This is a genomic window from Paenibacillus sp. FSL K6-0276 (assembly GCF_037977235.1).
Lineage (GTDB): Bacteria > Bacillota > Bacilli > Paenibacillales > Paenibacillaceae > Paenibacillus_AQ.
Genome location: NZ_CP150276.1, coordinates 5,227,246 through 5,246,627, shown reverse-complemented (window position 1 = coordinate 5,246,627; position 19,382 = coordinate 5,227,246). Strand labels below are relative to the sequence as shown.

The 19,382-nt window shown below is 44.6% G+C and carries 20 protein-coding genes and 1 other annotated feature; of the genes, 10 read left to right on the top strand and 10 right to left on the bottom strand.

Features of this window, described 5'->3' with window-relative positions; genetic code table 11:
* Positions 1–145 precede the first annotated feature (145 nt).
* A complete protein-coding gene (locus tag MHH52_RS24690) occupies positions 146–949 on the bottom strand; it encodes an NAD kinase (protein ID WP_313639423.1) in 804 nt (267 codons plus the stop codon).
* A 76-nt stretch (positions 950–1,025) separates the two neighbouring features.
* Positions 1,026–2,288, bottom strand: a complete 1,263-nt coding sequence (ylbJ, locus tag MHH52_RS24685) for a sporulation integral membrane protein YlbJ (protein WP_340004963.1) — start codon at positions 2,286–2,288, stop codon at positions 1,026–1,028.
* Between the two features lie 412 nt (positions 2,289–2,700).
* Between ylbJ and MHH52_RS24680 the strand changes: the two genes are divergently transcribed.
* Together MHH52_RS24680 and MHH52_RS24675 are read left to right on the top strand one after the other, a co-directional pair.
* Positions 2,701–3,084, top strand: coding sequence for a globin (locus MHH52_RS24680; protein ID WP_313639421.1), 384 nt, complete (start codon positions 2,701–2,703; stop codon positions 3,082–3,084).
* A gap of 36 nt (positions 3,085–3,120) precedes the next feature.
* Positions 3,121–3,831, top strand: a complete 711-nt coding sequence (locus MHH52_RS24675; RefSeq protein WP_340004961.1) for a DUF2225 domain-containing protein — start codon at positions 3,121–3,123, stop codon at positions 3,829–3,831.
* Between the two features lie 92 nt (positions 3,832–3,923).
* Here the strand turns inward: MHH52_RS24675 and MHH52_RS24670 are convergent, their stop codons facing one another.
* Positions 3,924–4,154 (bottom strand): hypothetical protein, encoded by a 231-nt coding sequence (locus MHH52_RS24670; protein WP_042130921.1) that lies wholly within the window; start codon positions 4,152–4,154, stop codon positions 3,924–3,926.
* Positions 4,151–4,342: a YycC family protein gene (locus MHH52_RS24665; protein WP_340004959.1), complete on the bottom strand. Its 192-nt coding sequence runs from the start codon at positions 4,340–4,342 to the stop codon at positions 4,151–4,153. Before MHH52_RS24665 ends, MHH52_RS24670 begins: the two co-directional genes overlap by 4 nt.
* A gap of 118 nt (positions 4,343–4,460) precedes the next feature.
* Between MHH52_RS24665 and MHH52_RS24660 the strand changes: the two genes are divergently transcribed.
* Both MHH52_RS24660 and MHH52_RS24655 read left to right on the top strand, forming a co-directional pair.
* Positions 4,461–6,260 carry a M3 family oligoendopeptidase gene (locus MHH52_RS24660; RefSeq protein ID WP_340004957.1) on the top strand — a complete coding sequence of 600 codons (1,800 nt, stop codon included), beginning with the start codon at positions 4,461–4,463 and terminating at the stop codon, positions 6,258–6,260.
* A gap of 430 nt (positions 6,261–6,690) precedes the next feature.
* On the top strand, positions 6,691–7,098 hold the full coding sequence (locus MHH52_RS24655) for an O-methyltransferase (protein ID WP_313639417.1): 408 nt from the start codon (positions 6,691–6,693) through the stop codon (positions 7,096–7,098).
* 191 nt (positions 7,099–7,289) lie between these two features.
* On the opposite strand, the gene MHH52_RS24650 is transcribed toward MHH52_RS24655, so the two are convergent.
* Both MHH52_RS24650 and MHH52_RS24645 read right to left on the bottom strand, forming a co-directional pair.
* Positions 7,290–7,523 (bottom strand): alpha/beta-type small acid-soluble spore protein, encoded by a 234-nt coding sequence (locus tag MHH52_RS24650; protein WP_313639416.1) that lies wholly within the window; start codon positions 7,521–7,523, stop codon positions 7,290–7,292.
* A 201-nt stretch (positions 7,524–7,724) separates the two neighbouring features.
* A complete protein-coding gene (locus tag MHH52_RS24645) occupies positions 7,725–8,699 on the bottom strand; it encodes an aldose 1-epimerase (RefSeq protein ID WP_313639415.1) in 975 nt (324 codons plus the stop codon).
* 134 nt (positions 8,700–8,833) lie between these two features.
* Positions 8,834–9,073: a binding site (T-box leader), on the top strand.
* A gap of 61 nt (positions 9,074–9,134) precedes the next feature.
* On the opposite strand from MHH52_RS24645, the gene trpS reads away from it, so the two are divergent.
* Positions 9,135–10,124 carry a tryptophan--tRNA ligase gene (trpS, locus tag MHH52_RS24640; RefSeq protein ID WP_340004953.1) on the top strand — a complete coding sequence of 330 codons (990 nt, stop codon included), beginning with the start codon at positions 9,135–9,137 and terminating at the stop codon, positions 10,122–10,124.
* 1 nt (position 10,125) lies between these two features.
* Here trpS and MHH52_RS24635 read toward each other — a convergent pair whose 3' ends face one another.
* Together MHH52_RS24635 and MHH52_RS24630 are read right to left on the bottom strand one after the other, a co-directional pair.
* Positions 10,126–10,314: a hypothetical protein gene (locus MHH52_RS24635; RefSeq protein ID WP_042130914.1), complete on the bottom strand. Its 189-nt coding sequence runs from the start codon at positions 10,312–10,314 to the stop codon at positions 10,126–10,128.
* 105 nt (positions 10,315–10,419) lie between these two features.
* Complete coding sequence (locus tag MHH52_RS24630) at positions 10,420–11,421, bottom strand: metal-dependent hydrolase (RefSeq protein ID WP_340004951.1); 1,002 nt, start codon at positions 11,419–11,421, stop codon at positions 10,420–10,422.
* 239 nt (positions 11,422–11,660) lie between these two features.
* Between MHH52_RS24630 and cyoE the strand changes: the two genes are divergently transcribed.
* Both cyoE and MHH52_RS24620 read left to right on the top strand, forming a co-directional pair.
* The gene (gene cyoE, locus MHH52_RS24625; protein WP_313639412.1) at positions 11,661–12,593 is read left to right on the top strand and encodes a heme o synthase; all 933 of its coding nucleotides are present in this window, start codon (positions 11,661–11,663) and stop codon (positions 12,591–12,593) included.
* Positions 12,594–12,610: 17 nt separating this feature from the next.
* The gene (locus tag MHH52_RS24620) at positions 12,611–13,234 is read left to right on the top strand and encodes an SCO family protein (RefSeq protein WP_340004948.1); all 624 of its coding nucleotides are present in this window, start codon (positions 12,611–12,613) and stop codon (positions 13,232–13,234) included.
* Between the two features lie 174 nt (positions 13,235–13,408).
* Here the strand turns inward: MHH52_RS24620 and MHH52_RS24615 are convergent, their stop codons facing one another.
* Positions 13,409–13,762: a DNA primase gene (locus MHH52_RS24615; RefSeq protein WP_340004946.1), complete on the bottom strand. Its 354-nt coding sequence runs from the start codon at positions 13,760–13,762 to the stop codon at positions 13,409–13,411.
* Between the two features lie 131 nt (positions 13,763–13,893).
* On the bottom strand, positions 13,894–15,081 hold the full coding sequence (locus MHH52_RS24610) for an MFS transporter (protein ID WP_340004944.1): 1,188 nt from the start codon (positions 15,079–15,081) through the stop codon (positions 13,894–13,896).
* Positions 15,082–15,351: 270 nt separating this feature from the next.
* Here MHH52_RS24610 and MHH52_RS24605 point away from each other — a divergent pair, with 270 nt between their 5' ends.
* From MHH52_RS24605 to MHH52_RS24595, 3 genes are all read left to right on the top strand, one after another.
* Positions 15,352–15,789 (top strand): hypothetical protein, encoded by a 438-nt coding sequence (locus tag MHH52_RS24605; protein WP_313639440.1) that lies wholly within the window; start codon positions 15,352–15,354, stop codon positions 15,787–15,789.
* Between the two features lie 63 nt (positions 15,790–15,852).
* Positions 15,853–16,998, top strand: a complete 1,146-nt coding sequence (locus MHH52_RS24600) for a transglutaminase-like domain-containing protein (RefSeq protein WP_340004942.1) — start codon at positions 15,853–15,855, stop codon at positions 16,996–16,998.
* Between the two features lie 273 nt (positions 16,999–17,271).
* Entirely contained in the window at positions 17,272–19,347 is a 2,076-nt protein-coding gene (locus tag MHH52_RS24595) for a penicillin-binding transpeptidase domain-containing protein (RefSeq protein WP_340004940.1), read from the top strand.
* Positions 19,348–19,382: the final 35 nt, after the last annotated feature.

Below are 19,382 nucleotides of genomic sequence, written 5' to 3'. Positions count from 1 at the left end.
CTTTTATGTAACTCTTTGTAAAATAGCCTCATTATACCATTTGGCTTCTCTCTCAGTCTATCAGCTGGTGTTAGTTTTGTCACACAAAAAAGCCGGAGAAATAGATATCTCCAGCCACTGAAAAACGTTGGATCGAAGGTTAATCTTAAACCAAAAAAGCTTCACGAACACGGTTCCAGAACGGGAAAGGACGGTATCTGGCGAAACTGACTTTCTTGTCCGATACTTGGCAGCGTACTGAAATTAGGTCGTCTACTGGGATATTGTTATGATCTATCGTCAGTAGTAAGCGCTGATCTTTACATGAAAGAATATCGCAATGATGATGCTTCGGCAGTAGTAATGGCGATCCCATTGTTCGGAATACACGGTTGTTAATGGAGGCGATTTCGGCAATCTGCAGCGCTTCTATAGATGGGTGAACCATGGCCCCCCCAAGGCTTTTGTTATAGGCCGTGCTACCAGAAGGCGTAGAAATACAAAGTCCGTCGCCCCGGAACATTTCGAAGGTAACATCATTGATGTCAACTTGAATCATTATAGTTCCATCTACCCCTTTAAGAGTAAATTCATTTAGGGCAATGTGGGACGAAGAACCGGATTTCTTGTGAATTTCCAGCTCTATTAACGGATATTTCACGATGCGGGGTTTCTGCGGTCCAGCGTCACCAGTTCCGCACATATAGTCGATTAAAGTGGGCAGCTCTTCCGCTTGCCAGTCCGCATAGAAGCCTAAGTGTCCAGTGTGCACACCTACGAAGGCTAAATTGGGGATTTGATCGATAAAGGTATGAAAAGCGTGCAGCATTGTGCCGTCTCCGCCAATAGAGATGACGATTTCGGGAGACTCGGCATCCAGTTGCAGGTCCCGCTCCGCCGCCAGCTTGTGAAACTGCTCGGCAAGTTTGATTGATAGTTCATCACCGCGGTCCAGAACATAATATCTCAAGATGTACAGGCTCCTTTTGTATAATTCAGTCATACACCGATCATAATCAATCTTGACCCGGAACACAATATGTTAATCAACTTCGCCGTATCCATCGAATCATTGCCATGAAAGCAGGGATAAGCAGTGAGACTAGAATTGCAGCAGTTAATAATAGGCTGAGCAGAGCGAGGCTAGCCGTGATCCCTGTGGCAGAAGGTGTAAAGGCAACAGAGGCCGGTAATGATATCCATGCAGTAGACAGTCCTGTGTTCATCACAGGGTTCCAGAGCAGCAAGACCAATCCTGATGCGAGTAAGGCGTGAATTAGACGTGCAGTTAAAAATGGCAGATACCGCAACCCGGTACCGTTCAGAATACTAGCCACCTGGGCATGTACAGATAAGCCACCCCAAGAAAGAATGAAGGCAGCTGCCGCTACCTTGAACTGGAGCGGGATGGAAGAAGCGGCTTCACCCGCTGAACGAGCGCCGATAGTGACCTCGAAGAATCCACTTATCAGGGCCTGAGCCAGTTCGGGAGGTCCACCTACAAGGGACACAAGATGTCCGGTCATGCTAAAGAGTGAGGATAGGATTCCGGCTCGGGCTAACAGTTCCATTAGAACATTGAAGAATACAACCAAACCACCTACGACAATAATAAGCTTTAACGAGGACTGGATCGCCCCCTTTAATAGCTCCCCAAAGCTCCGTCCATCTTTGCGCCGAGCCTCTTCCATTGCAAGAAGTGCTGCATGGATTCTTCCGAATCCTTGTTTTGATGGAGTAGAGGGGGCGGCAGAACTAGTTTTTGATAGGTCTTGGGTTGGAGGGCTCTGTTCCTTGCGTCCATGGAATGACATTAGCAAGCCAACAATCAAACCGCTTCCGTAGTGGGCTAGGGCTAGTATGAGCCCCAATGATGCGTCTCGAAAGAATCCGACAGATACTGCACCTAACAGAAAGATTGGATCGGAGGAGGTTGTGAAGGCTACTAAACGTTCGCCCTCGACTCTGCTAATCAGATTCTGTTCCCGCAGCTTGGCGGTTAATTTAGCGCCAACAGGATATCCTGATACATATCCCATGGCAGCGACGAACCCACCGCTACCTGGTATACCGAAAAGGGGACGCATCAACGGATCAAGTAGAGCGCCGAAGAGATGAACAATACCTAAGCCTAGCATGATTTCGGAAATGACGAAGAATGGAAATAGGGAGGGGAATAGCACATCCCACCAGATGGCTAGGCCGCGTAAGGCTGCGCCAAGGGATGCCTCCGGATGAAACAGCATCAGCAGCATACAGCCCGCCAATGTTAATCCCAGCAGTGGGCCGCCAATCTTTTTAAAAATCATAATTAACGCCTCCTGGTCTATGGTTAGATGTATGCGAAAAGAAGGACAAACAGCACAAAAAAATAAAGGAAGCGGTTACATTAATCTGTGCTTTTTCGCTCGAATTATGATATTATGTAAATAAGAAATGCACCCTCTGTTACAAGAATAAATGGGATGGAGTGATGGCGATGAGCGTTGTAGCCGGAGTTCTCGTTTGTGCTTTTGTATATGTGATCCGGATCTCTCTCGTCCCTGCAGGTGATGAGGAATTTCGGACCTACTGACAATAACCTCCAGGCGCTAAACTATGGTTTAGCGTCTTTTTTCTGTCGTTTAGGGGCACTTTCGACGGATATCCGAGTAGTGCTTTTTTTTGGTATAATAAATATAAGAAACGTTTCATTAATATGGAAGAAAGCTGGTAACCTCAATGAATCCAAATGAGAGTATATATGAGAACCTAGGGGGAGCTGAGGCGCTACATCGATTGGTGGAAGTATTCTATGCCAAAGTGCAGCTTCATCCGCAGCTGGGTCCGTTATTTCCTGAAGACATTTCTCCTGTTCTGGAGAAGCAATATCAATTCCTGACGCAGTTTTTTGGCGGTGGTCCACTTTATTCAGAACTACATGGACATCCCATGATGAGAGCAAGACATATGCATATCCCCATTACTCCTGAACGTGCTGAAGAATGGCTGCAGTGTATGAAAGAGGCGCTCATGGAGACTGGAGTAGAAGAGCCGTTGCGTTCTTTCGTGCTTAGTCGCCTTGCAGGTCCCGCACATCATTTTGTTAACATGCCCCAGGAATAATAAGGGACAGGTTGATCCTGAAAGGAATGAGAGTACTTGCCAGACTTAATACCCCTATATTCTATTAAGGTCAAATGTTGTAATTGTGAACATGAATTTTCAACCTCTCGCGTACGCCCTAGCCTGAAAAAGGCTGTTCGCCGCGATGCTGATTTCTGCGCATATTACAAAAACGAGAATCCGGATTATTATGTTGTACGTGTCTGCCCGAGTTGCGGGTTTGCCTCTACAGAAAATTCAGCGGACAAGCTGACGGAGTGGCAGCGAAAGGCATTTAATGAACAGGTAGGAAAACGCTGGAAGAGTCGTGATTTTGGGGATAAACGAAGCTGGGAAGCTGCACTTGAGACCTATAAGCTGGCGCTTCTATGCGCTCAGAGTATTAACGATAAGGATCGAATTATTGCGAGTCTGCTGCATCACATTGCCTGGCTGTATCGTTACCAAGGGAATACTGAGCAGGAACAACGCTTTTTGCGTTATTCACTGGATGAATATGTGAAGGTGTACGAAAGAGACGGAATTGGTGGTAATGATGCCCGGCTCATGTATCTTATCGGCGAGCTTAATCGGCGCATCGGAGAATTCTCTATGGCTGTAATGTGGTTCTCCCGCCTTATTAATGATCAGAAGATTATGGATGCCGCGATGATTCGAGCCGCTCGGGAGCAGTGGGTTGTGCTAAGAGAGCAAATGCGCGGCGAAGCTGTAGATGTTGATGTCGATGGATTGCCTTCAGGTTCTTAAAGCTTTACGAACAACAAAAAGCGCAGAAGAGAGTAATGCTCTCGTCTGCGCTTTATAAAAATGTTAATATTGGGATTTAGATGACCTTCTACTTATCGGACTGCCCGATCGAATAGGAGGTAATCCCCGTCGTTATCTACAACTGTGGGGCTGGCGCTGCAACATGGGAAGACAAGCAGTTTTTTCTTGCCGTCACGAACGATTTGCAATTCTTTTGGCTTCATAGGGAGAAGGACATTCTCCGAGTTGCAGAACGGGCAGTACTGCACATACATATCGCCTAAAATAATATCATAAGGCCAGGTATGACTAAAGGGAATCATTGTGAATCCTTCCCAGAAGGAGACTCATCATTTCCACCCTCAGCTTGCGGGGAATTCTGCTTCTTGGATAGCTCCGCTATTTTTTGCAGCAAAATATGTTGGGGCATATGCATCAAGTGTTCCAGAGGAACGCCTAGTTGCTTGGATAACGTTATGGCTGTTTCCGGTGAAATTTGTAGTGGCTTCATATGGATGCCCTCCTAAAGTTTATCGGCTATGAATGTTCCGGTATCGTTATTCACTTTACCATGGTGTTAAGTCAATTACAAAGAAAACCAAATGAGAGCAAAGGAATGGTGAGTACACATGAAACAACCATTATCACTGACTTGGGAACTCGATTCCATATTTCCCGGAGGATCCTCCTCTTCTGAATTAGAAAGATTTTTGAAGAATCTTGAGCAAGATATTGCAGCTTTACAGGGGCTGGTGAAGAATGCTGTGTCGCCAAAGGATGTTGAGTCTACAAAGGGGCTGGACGAGGTTATAGAACTGCTTCAGAGCTGCTCAGGAAGACTTGTAGAGGTATCATCATTCGCAGGTTGTCTTGGAGCGCAGAATCAGTTAGACAAAGGTGCTGTTCGATTGTCAGCGAAAGTGACGAGTATGCGCGCTGGATTCGAGGGGATTAGCTCTCAATTCGATAATGTGCTTCGTCAGACTTCGGACAAGGTGTGGGCGGAGTGGATGGCACGGCCGGAGATTGCCCCTCTAACATTCGTGCTAAGCGAAAGCCGTGATCTGGCCCGTGAGAAGATGAGCCCTGAGCTAGAAAGCTTAGCTTTGGAGTTAGCTGTTGATGGATATCACGGATGGAGCGAGCACTATGATACGATTGTAAGCTCGATTAAGATCCCATTTGAGGATGAAGAAGGAACGAAGCTGCTCTCTGCGGGTCAAGCTTCTAACAAGCTGGATGATCCAGATCCGAAAGTACGCGAAGCCATGTTCCACAAATGGGAAGAGGCATGGACCGAAGCGGAAGATAACTGTGCGGATACGTTGAATCACTTAGCAGGCTTCCGTCTGAAGCTCTATAAAGGTAGAGGTTGGGATGATATTCTGAAAGATCCTCTGAGCATCAATCGTATGTCACAAGATACTTTGAATGCGATGTGGGACGTGATTACGAATAGCAAGCCTGCGCTCGTGGCCTACCTTCAGCGCAAAGCAAAGCTGCTTGGATTGGATGCTCTCTCATGGGTGGATGTCGATGCTCCTGTGGGCAAATCTTCTGGTAAAATCCCTTATGATCAGGCCGCTAAAGATATCGTTACCCAGTTCCGCAAATTTAGTCCGAAGATGGCGGAGTTTGCAGAGCACGCTTTTGATAATAACTGGATTGAGGTTGAGGATCGTCCCGGCAAACGACCTGGAGGGTTCTGTACATCCTTCCCTGAGAGCAAGGAATCACGGATATTCATGACTTATAGCGGCACACCTTCCAATGTTTCAACATTGGCGCATGAGCTGGGGCATGCTTATCATTCTTATCTGCTAGATGACCAACCGGTATTTAATCAGAATTATGCAATGAACGTAGCAGAGACCGCTTCGACCTTCGCAGAGGTTATTGTGTCTGACGCTCAGGTTAAAGCTGCTGGCGATGCAGAAGAGAAGCTGGCGCTGCTTGAAACGAAGATACAGAACAGCGTGGCCTTCTTTATGAACATTCACGCCCGATTCTTGTTCGAAACTCGCTTTTATGAGAAACGTAAGGAAGGTCTTGTGAACGCTGAGGAGCTGTCCGCATTGATGGTGGAAGCACAGAAGGAAGCTTTTTGTGGAGTGCTTTCCGAATACCACCCTCATTTCTGGGCTTCTAAGCTGCATTTTTATATCACTGATGTGCCGTTCTATAATTTCCCGTATACCGTTGGTTACATGTTCAGCACAGGCTTGTATCGACTGGCTCTGCAAGAAGGAGCTTCCTTTGCAGACAAATACGATAGCTTGTTGCAGGATACTGGTGTGATGACTTTAGAGGATTTGGTGCTTAAGCATCTGGGTGTGGATCTGACGAAGCCGGACTTCTGGCAAGGCGCTACAGATCTGATCGTGGCTGACATTAACGAGTTCTTGGAGATGACTGCGGATTTAGCATGAAAATGTCTTAACTAAGACAAATTTCACGATGAGAAAAATTACGATTTTTCAGCATGAATACGCAAAAGCCCCTATATCAGGGGGCTTTTTTTAATGATAAAATGTCGAAAAAACCCGATTTATAAACACTAATATACGATTGATCTATGAATTTCGCGCATATATAGGAATAATAACCCAATTTTGCCGAATAATGTTGTTTGCTATTAGTTAGTAACCTATAATGAGCCTTAAGCCTTATATAAGGCGTGCTAGAAAATTACTTAGCTAAGCTCACAAAACTAAGCAAACGCTTACGAAGCCAGTTTTGTACGAAGTAAAATCGGATGAAGCTAAGCTCACAAAACTAAGTGGATGCTTACGAAGTCAGTTTTGTACGAAGTGAACTCGAACGAAGCTAAGGCTCACAAAACTTTTAGGAGGAAAAGTAATGCTTAAGACGGAACAACTATCATTAGCAAGACAGATGGATCTGGTGTTTAAGGAGTTACAGGAGGAATTATCGGGGTTAACTTCTGGTACGGTATTTGTGCAAATAAGAAATAACATGATTGGCAAATTCGGTATACGACATAATCCTCTTACTGGGCGGAATGGGGGATTTACTGATGTGAAGGAAGGGATGACAGATGGACAGCAGTCTTCTTTTCGCCTAATGGCGCTGGAAAGTCTTAAATACAAGCGTCGCTGGACTCATGGTGAAATCGCTTACGAATTCGCCATCAGACAGGGAATGGTGATTGTAGATGCTACCTTGGAGTCCAATTACAATATGGCGAATCTGATGATTCGATCTCCTCGCAATGCCTACGCTGAAAGCACTGAACATTACGGTTAAGTGTTATTTACATAAACTTTGCAGTTCATATTAAAACGGAAACCGTCCCCAAAAGGACGGCAAAGCCGCTTCTTCTTGTAGAAATCAAAAACCCTCCCACAGCTTCAAGAAGAAGCGTGAGAGGGCTCAAAAGCTACTCGGCTTTAGGCTCTTTTAGTGCCTGGCCGGATAAAACACTTAAGATTACGTTGTTACTGACGACCGGACAGTTGTTGTTCTGCCATTTGTACTAGACGTTTGGTGATGTAACCGCCCAGAGAACCAGTTTCGCGGGAAGTGTGATTCCCGTAATAACCGTCTGCGGGGATCGATACTCCAAGCTCCTGTGCTGCTTCATATTTCAACTGTTGCAATGCTGCAGTTGCTTGAGGAACGACCAGGTTGGAACGGCTGCTACGACCTTGGCTTTGACCTGCTTGACCCATGTGTGTCACCTCCTTCGCCCGTTGTGAAGATAGTATGAGCGCTAAGAGGTTAATTCATGCATCCCTTCGAAAGGTTTTAAGGATGGTAATTATTAGTGAAATACAAGTGAGGATAGAAAATCTTTATTGCTAGGAAGCACACAAAAAATCGGTCTTCCCTTACGTAATCGCAAGGTAAGACCGATATAATGTATATCTGCTTTAAATCTCAGGATAGATCATTTCCAACATGGTGGACAGATTCAGACTCTGACCTGGATCTATCTTTAAGAGGCCTGTGAAGGATGGGTCCTCAGATACATTTGGCGCATTCGGGAGCCATGTATAGGGCTCTATGCACAGAAACTGTTCTGCTGGTCCTTTTGTATATAGCACCCAGTGACGGAATAGATTCTCGTCAGCAGTATAACGAAGGCCATAACCATCATCGCGTAATAACAAGGCTTCTACCGGTTGTTTTTCTCCAATACGAAGAGCAGTATCAAAATTAGTCCCCTGCATGTTCATTCCAGTGTTCAAGGCTTCCAGATCACCGAGTGGAATTAGATTGCCGCTAGGGAGCAATTCATCGTTTTGTTCATAAATACTATTTACTGGAAGTCTAAGATTCCAGCGCTCAGGTTCTCCATCAATCATAAACCAGGTGTGATAACCAACCCCAAAAGGAATTCGATGATCTCCGAGATTAGTAACCTTTAAAGTTTGGGTGAGCCGGGCTTCCTGAAGCCTAAATGTCATTTCGAATTTAAGTGGGATAGGGAATTGCTCCATCCAATGCGGATCATCTTCAGTTCGGAATTCAGTAGTGACCGCACAACCATCTTCATCTTCTTCAATATCGCTGACACACCAGGCCTGAGTTCGGTGTAGACCATGAATATGATTGTCATTAGCGGTATTCTGGTCAAATTGATAACTTGTACCCTCGAACTGAAATTGGCCCTTACGAATTCTTCCGGGTGGAATTAAGAGCGGCATGCCAAAATGGTAAGGTTTTTGCATAAAGAAAGCTTGATCGCTTTCATCAGGCCGCCGCAGAATTTCCCGTTGTTTCTTTACATCAAATAATGAAATCACGTTATTTCCTAGTCGCGGCAAAAGCGTGACTTCCAGTTCACGGCTGTGCAAAATATAAGTATCATAACCGCCCCACTGCCCTTTGGTCACCTGTTTCATGAGATATGCTCCTTTATCGTAACTGTAATCGAATAGAACATGGATAACCTTATCATAACAGATTTATACCGTAGTGGTTAAGTGATTTGACAACTTCTCTTTATGGTTCTATGATGAAGGCATTAATTCATGATGATAATGTGATGACGGGGACAAGTAGGCAGGTATTGCACCTTCAGAAAGCCGGTGGTTGATGCGAACCGGTAGGACACTCCTGATGAATGGACCCCTGAGCGCCGAGCTTGAACGGGAGCTAGATGCCCTAGTAGACCGGCCGGATCTTCTCCGTTAACGGAAGACTAAGGCTGTTTTCTTTTTGTCTAAACAAGATTAAGCAGCGAATAAGGGTGGCACCACGGTCTCACGTCCCTTGCGGATGAGGCTTTTTTTGCGTTCTCGGAAACTTAGAAATTACATCAAACGGAGGTCTATACTATGTTAAAAAAAGTAATGTCAGGCATTCAGCCGAGCGGTTCACTTACACTTGGGAACTATATTGGAGCTCTGAAAAATTTTGTGAAGCTGCAAGATGATCATCAATGTTTCTTTATGGTTGTCGATATGCATGCGATCACTGTAGCTCAAGATCCTGTGGCGCTTCGTGAGCAGTCAGAGTCTGTAGCGGCCCTCTTTATTGCAGCGGGAATTGATCCTGCACGTTCTAATGTTTATATGCAGTCGCATGTACCACAACATGCTGAACTTGGCTGGATCATGACGACACTTACAGCGATGGGCGAGCTGGAGCGTATGACCCAGTTCAAAGATAAATCATCAGGTAAGGATTCTGTTGGCGCTGGACTTTTCGTCTATCCTTCCTTGATGGCAGCAGATATTCTTGTTTATAATGCGGATCTCGTACCGGTAGGAGAAGATCAGAAGCAGCATTTGGAGCTGACTCGTGATTTAGCTGGCCGCTTCAATAATCGTTTTGGTGAATTCTTTACCATTCCTGAGCCGTATATCCCAAAAGTGGGCGCACGTATCATGTCTCTGGATGATGGCACCAAAAAAATGAGCAAGAGCAATCCGAACGCAGGAAGCTATATTGCTCTGTTAGATTCACCGGACGTGATCCGTAAAAAAATCAGCCGTGCAACGACTGATTCGGGACGTGAAGTGATTTTTGATCCAGCTAATAAGCCAGAGATCAGTAATTTGATGAGTATTTATTCCGAATGTTCTGGAATGACACTCCAGCAAATTGCCGATCGTTATGAAGGGCAAATGTATGGTGGCTTTAAGAAGGATCTTGCTGAAGTGGTTGTATCCACGCTTGAGCCATTACAACAAAGATATAATGAAATTCGCAGTTCGGGTGCGATCACAGATATTCTTGCGGAAGGTGCAGATCGCGCACGCATTGTTGCAGCAGAGACGCTGAATGGAGTTAAAGAGCGGATGGGTTTTCTGCCAGCTCGTTAATCTAATCAGCGCTTAGGCTTTCCTGTTTGCGTCTGATCTTGGCTTTGAGGATAAAGCCCCAGCCAATATTCATTACGCAGAGAAACCCGAGCAGAAGTGCCAGCCAGAAGCTATAACTGATCGCGATTGAAGCGGCAGTGAGAATAAGAATAGAAGAACAAGCGAACCAAAGTGAAAGTCCTTTACCCATTAGGAGAGCCTTCCTTTCCGTGTCTGCTAAAATGAATCCCGGAGTATTATAATACTCCGGGATTTTTTGTGATTATAGAATAGATCTCTGCGTAAGTCTACAGTTTCATCGTAAAGAACCAGGATCAATGGAAAATCGTTTGTCGAGCTTCTCGCTGCTAAGCCAACCTACATAAGTATTTAAAGGTCGATATTCGTTGTCCATAACTAATACCGCCACAAAAGGGTATTGTTTACGGTGCAAATAACGCACGTCCCCCCAGCGTACCATATATCCTGAAGGAAGCTCCTCTACTTCGGCAACTGCATACGAGGTGAAGTATAGAAAGGACTGAATATCAGGATGTGACTTGGATATCTCCACAGCGGGATGATTCGAGCATACAGCATGTTTAAACCATTCCAGTCGATTGTTAACTAGTTGCCCTACGACATAGCTACCGTCTATCTTAACCTTGACGACGTTCCAGCGTTTAAGTGAAATTGTGGGAATTACAACATAACGTTCGCCGACGCTATGATGTAAATCTTTAAGCTTGATATTACGTGTAAGGCGTGCGTGAACAACGGTTCTCCAAATATAATAAAGAATGGTACAAGCATAGAGAGTGATAAATAAAGGTTTAGGCGGAACGATTCCGGTGATCCAGAGAAGGATGGCTGCGATATGGCTACCAAATATAAACGGATCAAAAATGTGGATGATGTTCCATGCGATCCATTTCTCTGTGAACGGACGAGCAGCCTGAGTTCCATAGGTATTAAATAGATCAGAGAATACGTGAACACCTACGCCAATGAAGCTCCAGAGCGCAATATGGCTTAGGGCTTGTAAATCGGTAAAGCCAAATAATGGCCCTAACACGAAGGAAATCAGGGCAGGCCACAGAATTAGAAAGGGTAGGGAATGTGTGATTCCACGGTGATTACGGATATACAATGCATTGTCCTTCAGTCGCAGCGCAGTATCAGCATCAGGAGCCTGAGAGGCGAGGACCGTTGCCAGCATAACAGCTCCGGCCAGTTTCGGATCAGAAGCAACGATGGGATCAACGAAGGAAAGCCCAGCTAAGCCTAGGCCCATAACTAAATGTGTAGCGGTATCCATTGGTCAGTTCTCCTTTGTTGTTCGGAAGTTCTCTATTAATAATTACCCAAATACAGCTCAGGTTATTAAGGGGAATGAAATAAAAAAAATAAATATTGTCACGTAATTGTCGAATTCATGAACTTACTGTCCCATGACTGTCAAACTCTTCACGGGTTTGATATGATAAAGTTAACAGCGAAGTCATTAATGCTTCGGCGAGAACGTTAAAAGTTCTTTTAGAAGGAGGATCATTAGGTGTGGACAATCAATTAACATTTCAAGCTTCTTCCGACTCTGCAGCCATGTCTGCAAAATCTCCACCGGAAGGTGCAAGCTGGCGTGATTTCATTGCCGTAACAAAACCCGGTATTATCCGCTCTAACCTCATTGCGGCCTTTGCGGGATATTGGCTGGCCTCGGGTTGGGATGTTCTTTACGGCAGATTAGTTCTAACTCTGCTTGGTACAATGCTGGTTATGGCTTCGGCCTGCGTTTTTAATAACTATTTCGACCGTGATCTGGACATGAAGATGGAAAGAACCCGTGAACGTGGACTTCCTACAGGACGACTGAAACCAAACACTGTATTATTATATGCCATTGGGCTTGGTATTGCAGGTTTGATCGTGCTGTTTGCTTTTTCTGGTATGCTTGCTGGTCTGTTTGGGATTGTTGGCATGTTCGTTTACGTTGTAGTATACACCCTTTGGTTGAAACGGACATCTACATGGAGCACTTCAGTAGGTGCAATTTCTGGAGCAATGCCCCCAGTAATTGGTTATGTTGCGGTTTCAGGAACCGTTGATCTAGGTGCTTGGCTGATTTTTGCGATGTTGTTTCTATGGCAACCTCCTCACTTCTGGGCTTTGGGTATTAGACGTAAAGAAGAATATAGAGCGGCAGGATTTCCATTGCTACCTGTAGTTAAAGGAACACGTCGTACGAAGTTTCAGATGATTCCTTATGTAGCCCTTTTGCTGCCTATTCCAGTGTTAATGTACGCCTACGATTACGCAGGCATATTTTATCTAATCATTTCATCAGCGTTGTCCTTGGCTTGGTTAGTATTGACCTTGATGGGCTTTAAGGCTAAGGATGATGAAGTCTGGGCGAAGAAGAACTTCCTCTTCTCCATTAACTACCTGACGGTTAGTTTGATCGTACTTGTATTGAATACGATTCATGGTTAAGAAGAGGGAGGGTATACGTGTCCGTGCAGACCTTTAAGCGTTATAAATGGACTTGGCTTCTGCTATTACTTGCTTTGGTTATGGCTGGTTATCTGGCAATTAACTCTTTGAATTTAGGAAAAGAAAAATTGCCAGTAATCGGAGAAGTACAGGACTTTTCTCTTGAAAATGTGAATGGAGACCAGGTTACTCTGGCTGATACACAAGGTAAAGCACGGCTGGTATACTTCTTTTTTACACAATGTCCGGATGTATGTCCTATAACTACGTTTTTGTTATCTCAGACACAGAAGATTCTGGTCGAGGATGGCAGTTTTGGTAAAGATGCGGAGTTTGTCTCTATTTCTTTTGATCCGAAGAACGATACTCGGGAAGCGATTAAGACGTTTGCAGACCGGTTTCAGGCGGATTATGATGGATGGTATTTCTTGCGTGGGGATCAGGAAGAAGTTCGTAAGTTAGCGACGGATTCTTTTAAAGTACTAATCGCAGGGGATTCCAAAGAAAATTTCGTACATGCCAACCGTATAGCGTTAGTTGATCGAGACAATCGTCTTCGTGCATTGTATGACGCAGGAGATACGGAGAACGTAACTCCTGAATTTCTTGCCGATCAGCTGAAGGAATTGGCTCGTGAATAGAACATAGCAACACATCAAAAACGCCTTTTTCGAATCCCTTTTAATGAAGGGATAACGAAGAAGGCGTTTTTTTAAAATATAAGAAAGTATAATTTTCACGCTATACATTATCCTTATATTTCTCGTTTAAACGCTTATCGTCCTAATAAGGACGCAGAGGGCGTTTATACTTTTTCAGATTAAAAAGGGAAGTGGTTCAGGGTAGATGATAAAATCTTCCAATCCAGCTTTTTCAAGATGGGTGATATTGTATTCATCGGGCGTACCTTCCACCCCAGCATATCCGCGACGAGTATAGATGTGATCGGCATCGGGGAAGGCATCGCGGAGAACACTGCGTATTTTTTTGCCAGAACTGTCGTTATCCAAATAAAGGTATACTTCTCCATCTCCTACTTGTTGCCGGAGGGACTCTAATTTAAGTGTATTTAATGTACCGAAGGTACATAGGATTTCTACTTCCGGTACCAGCACGCGTCGTAATCTGCTGCGATCGTTTTTACCTTCGACAATAATCGTAATGGACATTAGCTGACAATCACCTCCGGAAATGGGCCCAAGCTTTAGGTTCATTATAGTTTACCGAAGGATCGTCATTTTTAACAACTGTTTATGCAGGAAAGTCTTCATTCCCCGGGAAATGTCGTAAAAGCAAAGAATCATGCGGCCCGCCCATTCCATTTGGAATTGAAGCTGGATAGTTTCCCTGTGTTTTTAGGTGGAAGAAGAAGCAACGCTATCATTAGTATTAGAAAGGCGATGAAGTAAGGAGAAACGAAGGCCCTTAGCTGACCGGCGGCGACGGGTCCAGCGAATGCGCCAAGTGACATGGCTATCGACTGCAAAGAGAAGGTCCGACCCATTCGACCAGGGCCACCTAGACTAATAAAGAGTGATGCCATTGCAGGAAACAATACCCCTTTGGCTGCACCGAGCATAAAGAGAATAGCGGAAGTCGGAATACTATGGAATGAGGCGAGTGCAAAGAAGCAGATGGCCATTCCTAGCAATGCCGTTGCTATTCTTCCTCCTGGGGAAAGACGGTTCAGGAAGAGCATGCTGAGCGTTACTAAAGCACCTAAACTGAGGAGTGACAACAGTATGCCTGTTGAAAGAATGCTATTACTCCCTGTTTGAGATAGTGGGAGCTCGAAGAAGAGAACGCCTTGTGAACAGGAAACGAAAAAAGGTAAGAAGTAGTAACGTTTGGATACCGGGTCGTCATCTTTCGCAGGAATTGAAGGTTTATCTGGAACTTTTAATGGTAATTCCGCTGGGCTGAGCGGTCTTAATATACGTCTAGAAGGTGCAGGTACGCTGAAAAAAGCCATGATGCCTGTTGCGATAAGTAGCCATCCAAGTGTGGTGAAGGTGCCAGAGTAGCCGGCCTTAGCTACGATAAATGCTCCCGCTGCAGGGGATACAACTGAAGCTAAAGTATGAACGATACCATGTCCGGACATATATTTGCCCTGCTCTGTGGCATCAGATGACAATGATGCCAGCAGTGTCATACACGCCGGAGAGAGGAAGGCAAGGACGAACCCACTTGCTGCTCTTAGCATAAGCAGATGCCATGGAAGCTGTGCATGAGCCTGTAGCAGTAGAATGGCTCCCGCAGCGACAAGGCTGAAGACAATGTAGCGGCGGGAGCCATTACGATCGACGAGTACGCCTGCAAGCAGATTACCGGGAAGGTGGGTCAACGAGTACATGCCCATCATCCAGCCGATAAAGGTGGGTCCTGCACCAAGAGAGATGGCAAAGGGCGTAAGGACGGGATACTGTGCATGTAGATCGAAGAACGCCAGAAAGAGAAATAGGTATAGCCACAGCGCAGTTTTCACAGGGAAACACCTCCGAGAGCCACCTACAGCACAAGTAAATGTAGGACGGCGTAATTATGAAGAATAAATATAAAGCAACTACTTGTACTTTACGTGGGACAGAGAGGGCTTATACCGCTTTTTTAAATCCGCTAATAGGTATACCTTTCACGGAGGGTGGAACCATGAATTATGATGGGCATTCATGTATAATAATTAATATTGGCGTTATGTCTTTGGGAAGAGAGAATTCTTAGGACGAAACTAGGCGATAGGGGTGTTGTGAAATTGATGGATCCAGAGGTATGGTCACAGTTTATAAGGGAAAATTGGCTAGTTATTGTTATTGCGCTTGTCCTACTGTTTGCGGTTGTTAATTTGGTCAAAACCGTTCTGAAATGGGCGATTGTTATTGTTATCGTTGTAGGTTTATTCATCTATAGTGGTGTTACAATGGACCAAATTGGTAACGCTGTGAATAAGGTGGCGGATGGAACGGTAAGTACGCTGAAGAAGGAAGCGCAAGAGGTTATGCTTAAAGAAGCGCAGGATGCGAAGTACACTTCAAATGGAGATGGGACGTTTACGATCACAACACCGAATATTGAAGTGAAGGGTACAGCGGGTGAAGATAAAGTAGAGGTTACTTTCCGTGGCGTTAGTCTTGGAAAATGGAGTGTTACAGATACGACAAAAACATTTATCGAGGAAGCTCGAAAACAGCAATAACAGGCTTGAACTCAAAAAAATATAAAATGTGAGCAAGCGGATGACAGAAAGGGGAGAGCGAATATGATAAACGGGTGGATGACTAGTTTGAGTGATGCTAATATCATCTCCATCGCCCTCCTGTTGGTTGTAGTCTTCTCTCTATTGCAAGGCTGGAGCAGAGGTTTCTCAAGCGCTACTGGAAGATTATTTGGGCTGCTGGGAACAGGATTATTTACTATAGTATCTTTGGTATTAGCTATCCCAGCTGCGGCCTACCTCACTCCCTATGTGGAGATTTGGGCAACGGGGATTAGTCTGCCTGATACGAAGCTGACACAGTGGCAGCAAATGTATTATACGGCGGTGTCTGTGTTATCAGAATCGCCTCTAGTTCGGTTCCTACTGTTACTTTTGGTTTCTTATATGTTGATTCGTATGCTCCTAGGATTGTTATCCATGTTGCTTCCTTTTCCACAATTACGGCGTACTAAGAAATTTAAAGACAGAAAGATTACGCAAGTAAGCCGTATGGGGGGAGCAATTGTTGGATTAATCATTGGCTTAACTCGTGGTCTGGTAATTGTTCTTGCACTTTTCATCTGTGTTGGATTAAATCCGGAGAGTGGATTTAGTCGTTATGTGGAGTCCTCTCCAATCTATAGTCAGAGTGCTGCCGCTGTATTTGAACCTATTGTTGGTGAGACTGTACAGAAGAAACTACCAATTCTGACGAAGACCGTTGCAGCAGAGATGAATGATATCCTTCGCAGAAAATATGAGGTTATCGATCACGAAATTCCTCAGGATATTATAGGAGCAGCAGAAGACATTGTTGGACAAGCGCAAGATGAAGAGAAAAAAGCCAGACTTCTCTATGATTGGGTAGGTACACGCGTGGCTTACGATTATGCCAAAGCTGATAATTATTTGCAAAACAGGGTCTGGCATGAACAGACACCACAGGATACATTCGACACTCGTCAAGGGGTGTGTATAGACTATGCCCGACTGTACGCTGTGATGGCTCGTTCACAGGGCTTGCAGGTACGTGTTGTAACAGGTCAAGGTTATGATGGGCGTGGCGGTTATGGTGCACATGCTTGGAATGAAGTATATATAAGTGATCGGCAAGCTTGGATCCCGCTGGATCCGACTTGGGCTAGCAGTGGAGATTGGTTCAATCCGAAGGATTTTGATGAAACTCATATTAGGGAGAACGCCCTCTGAGTGAGGGCGCTGAACTCCTTCTGTGTGGTACAATAAACTCAAGTAACTTCAGCTCTAACATAAATGCGAGTGCAATGCTCACAATAGCAGCTTAGAAATCACCTTCATCATAAGAGCAATGTCGCAGGCAACGGTATGTCAGACATTATTTTTTAAAATATAAGAATGTATAAGTTTTACGCTATACTTTATGTCTTATATTTCTCGCTTAAACACTTACCCTCCTAATAAGGACGGCGAAGGCGTTTATGCTTGTAGAAGGGGAGAAAGCTGGTGAGCTTGTTCGGTAAGCTGCCCCCGCCTAAGGACGGGATATCTTCAAGAAATTCTGTGGGTCTGAGACTGAATATTTTTTTCTTTGGCACTTTTTTTGTTTTTTGTATTATTATCGTACGTCTTGCAGGTTTGCAGTTTACTGAAGGGGCTCTGTTGTCTGAAGAAGAAACGAATCGGGAAACAAAGATTGTTCCGCTCGCAGCGATGCGTGGGATTATTTTTGCTGCCGAAGGAGAGCAGATTGCCTATTCAACACCTACGGAGTCCCTTTACCTTACATTAACTAAAGATTACACAGCTAGAACAACAGATAAAGCAACGGGTGAGACCTCACTCACGGAGAAGGCGAAGAACAACTCTAATGCGCTTGCGGCAAGACTTGCGGCTGATTTTGCTAAATATGGAGATCCGAATGCGCCGAAGCTGACGCAGCAAAATATCTTGGATTTATTAGATTTAGATTTCAAAAAATATTTAGGTTATGTGCCGCGACGAATCAAGACTGGATTAATTCCAAAGGAAATAGCTTATTTCATGGAGCATAAAGACAATTATCCGGGGCTAACGATCGTGGAGGAGAGTGTTCGTCACTACGATAAAGATACGGTAGCGGTGCAGACAGTCGGCTTTGGGAAGCCATTCAAATCGACTGAAGCTATAGCGATGTATAAGAATATCCGTAGTGAAATGAAAAAAGATTCTCCCCCTGGACTTATGTATAAAGCAGAAGAATATGTGGGGTTTGATGGTCTGGAAATGCAGTATCAACGAGAGCTGCGAGGAGAAAATGGTTATCAGGTTATTTCGGTGACCCCTCAGAATATGGCTGAGAAGGTTGAACAGAACGTTGCTCCTGTAAAGGGTAATAATATTTGGATGACCATTAATAAGAAGATTCAGATGAAGACAGAACAGGCTATATTGGATCAGATTAAATGGCTACATACCAATGCTGTTCAAGGTGAGACGCATCCAGATGCTTTAACTGGTTACGCCGTAGCGATGGAAGTGGAGACTGGAAATATCGTAGCCATGGCAAGCATGCCGGATTACGATTCGAATGTGTGGACCAAAGATTCCTTACCAACACCTGTCTGGAATAAAATCATGAATAATCATCTAAACGGTACAATTACTTCGAATTCGTCTGGTAGATCAGGTCATGATTTTAGTTCACTTGTGTTTTTGGGATCTACGATCAAACCATTAAGTGTATTAATTGGTTTGGAAGAAGGATTTTTTAACACTTCAACCAAGTACCCCGATGTTGGGATTACCTATTTCGGTAAGGATAATAAATCGTCCGTTAGAAATTCATCCGGGCACGTTTATGGACGAGTGGATCCAGCTGAGGCGATTACAGAATCTTCTAACGTATTTATGGTTGATATGGTGGGGAAACAGCTTTACAAGAAATATCCGGGGGATAAAGGCATAGAGGTTTGGGACAAATATATGAAAGAGTTCGGACTGGGTGTATCTACGAAAAGTGGTCTTCCAGGTGAATCGGCGGGTCTGATTAACTATACTGATCTTAAGGCCGCAGGTAGTTCACAGGCCGCACTTATCTATGCTTCTTTTGGCCAACAAGGCAGTTATACTACATTGCAGCTTGCCCAGTATGCTTCTACCCTTGCTAATGAAGGAGTGCGTATTAAGCCTCAACTTGTTAGTAAGATCACGGATGCGCAAGGTAAGGTGGTTATGGAATTTCAAAGAGAAGTGCTTAATACGGTAACGTTTGACAAATCCTACTGGAAAGAGATCAAACAGGGGATGAGCAGTAAAGTTAGTGCCTTTGATGATTTTCCTTATGATTTTGCACGTAAGACAGGTACCTCTGAAAAAACAGATAGAAAAAATATAAACCGCGATAATGGGGTATTTATTGCCTTTGCTCCGCGAGAAAATCCGAAGCTGGCCGTAGCGGTTGTTATACCAGAAGGGGGCTTTGGCTCCAACAGCGCTGCTCCGGTTGCCCGTAAAATTTTTGACGCCTATGATTGGGAGTACGGGCTCGATGGCGTGCCGAAAAAGAATGTTACTCCTGTAACAGACCCCATTCAAGAATAATAGGCATATTTCAAGCAAAAACGCCTTCGGCGTCC

Bases quoted from the DNA above. Each gene is read 5' to 3' on its own strand.
- MHH52_RS24645 (WP_313639415.1), bottom strand. From the start codon at position 8,699: ATGAAACAGGTGACCAAAGGGCAGTGGGGCGGTTATGATACTTATATT.
- MHH52_RS24615 (WP_340004946.1), bottom strand. From the start codon at position 13,762: ATGTCCATTACGATTATTGTCGAAGGTAAAAACGATCGCAGCAGATTA.
- MHH52_RS24665 (WP_340004959.1), bottom strand. From the start codon at position 4,342: ATGAAGCCACTACAAATTTCACCGGAAACAGCCATAACGTTATCCAAG.
- ylbJ (WP_340004963.1), bottom strand. From the start codon at position 2,288: ATGATTTTTAAAAAGATTGGCGGCCCACTGCTGGGATTAACATTGGCG.
- MHH52_RS24670 (WP_042130921.1), bottom strand. From the start codon at position 4,154: ATGATTCCCTTTAGTCATACCTGGCCTTATGATATTATTTTAGGCGAT.
- MHH52_RS24650 (WP_313639416.1), bottom strand. From the start codon at position 7,523: ATGGGTCAAGCAGGTCAAAGCCAAGGTCGTAGCAGCCGTTCCAACCTG.
- MHH52_RS24605 (WP_313639440.1), top strand. From the start codon at position 15,352: ATGGATCCAGAGGTATGGTCACAGTTTATAAGGGAAAATTGGCTAGTT.
- trpS (WP_340004953.1), top strand. From the start codon at position 9,135: ATGTTAAAAAAAGTAATGTCAGGCATTCAGCCGAGCGGTTCACTTACA.
- MHH52_RS24660 (WP_340004957.1), top strand. From the start codon at position 4,461: ATGAAACAACCATTATCACTGACTTGGGAACTCGATTCCATATTTCCC.
- MHH52_RS24600 (WP_340004942.1), top strand. From the start codon at position 15,853: ATGATAAACGGGTGGATGACTAGTTTGAGTGATGCTAATATCATCTCC.
- MHH52_RS24655 (WP_313639417.1), top strand. From the start codon at position 6,691: ATGCTTAAGACGGAACAACTATCATTAGCAAGACAGATGGATCTGGTG.
- MHH52_RS24635 (WP_042130914.1), bottom strand. From the start codon at position 10,314: ATGGGTAAAGGACTTTCACTTTGGTTCGCTTGTTCTTCTATTCTTATT.
- MHH52_RS24680 (WP_313639421.1), top strand. From the start codon at position 2,701: ATGAATCCAAATGAGAGTATATATGAGAACCTAGGGGGAGCTGAGGCG.
- MHH52_RS24630 (WP_340004951.1), bottom strand. From the start codon at position 11,421: ATGGATACCGCTACACATTTAGTTATGGGCCTAGGCTTAGCTGGGCTT.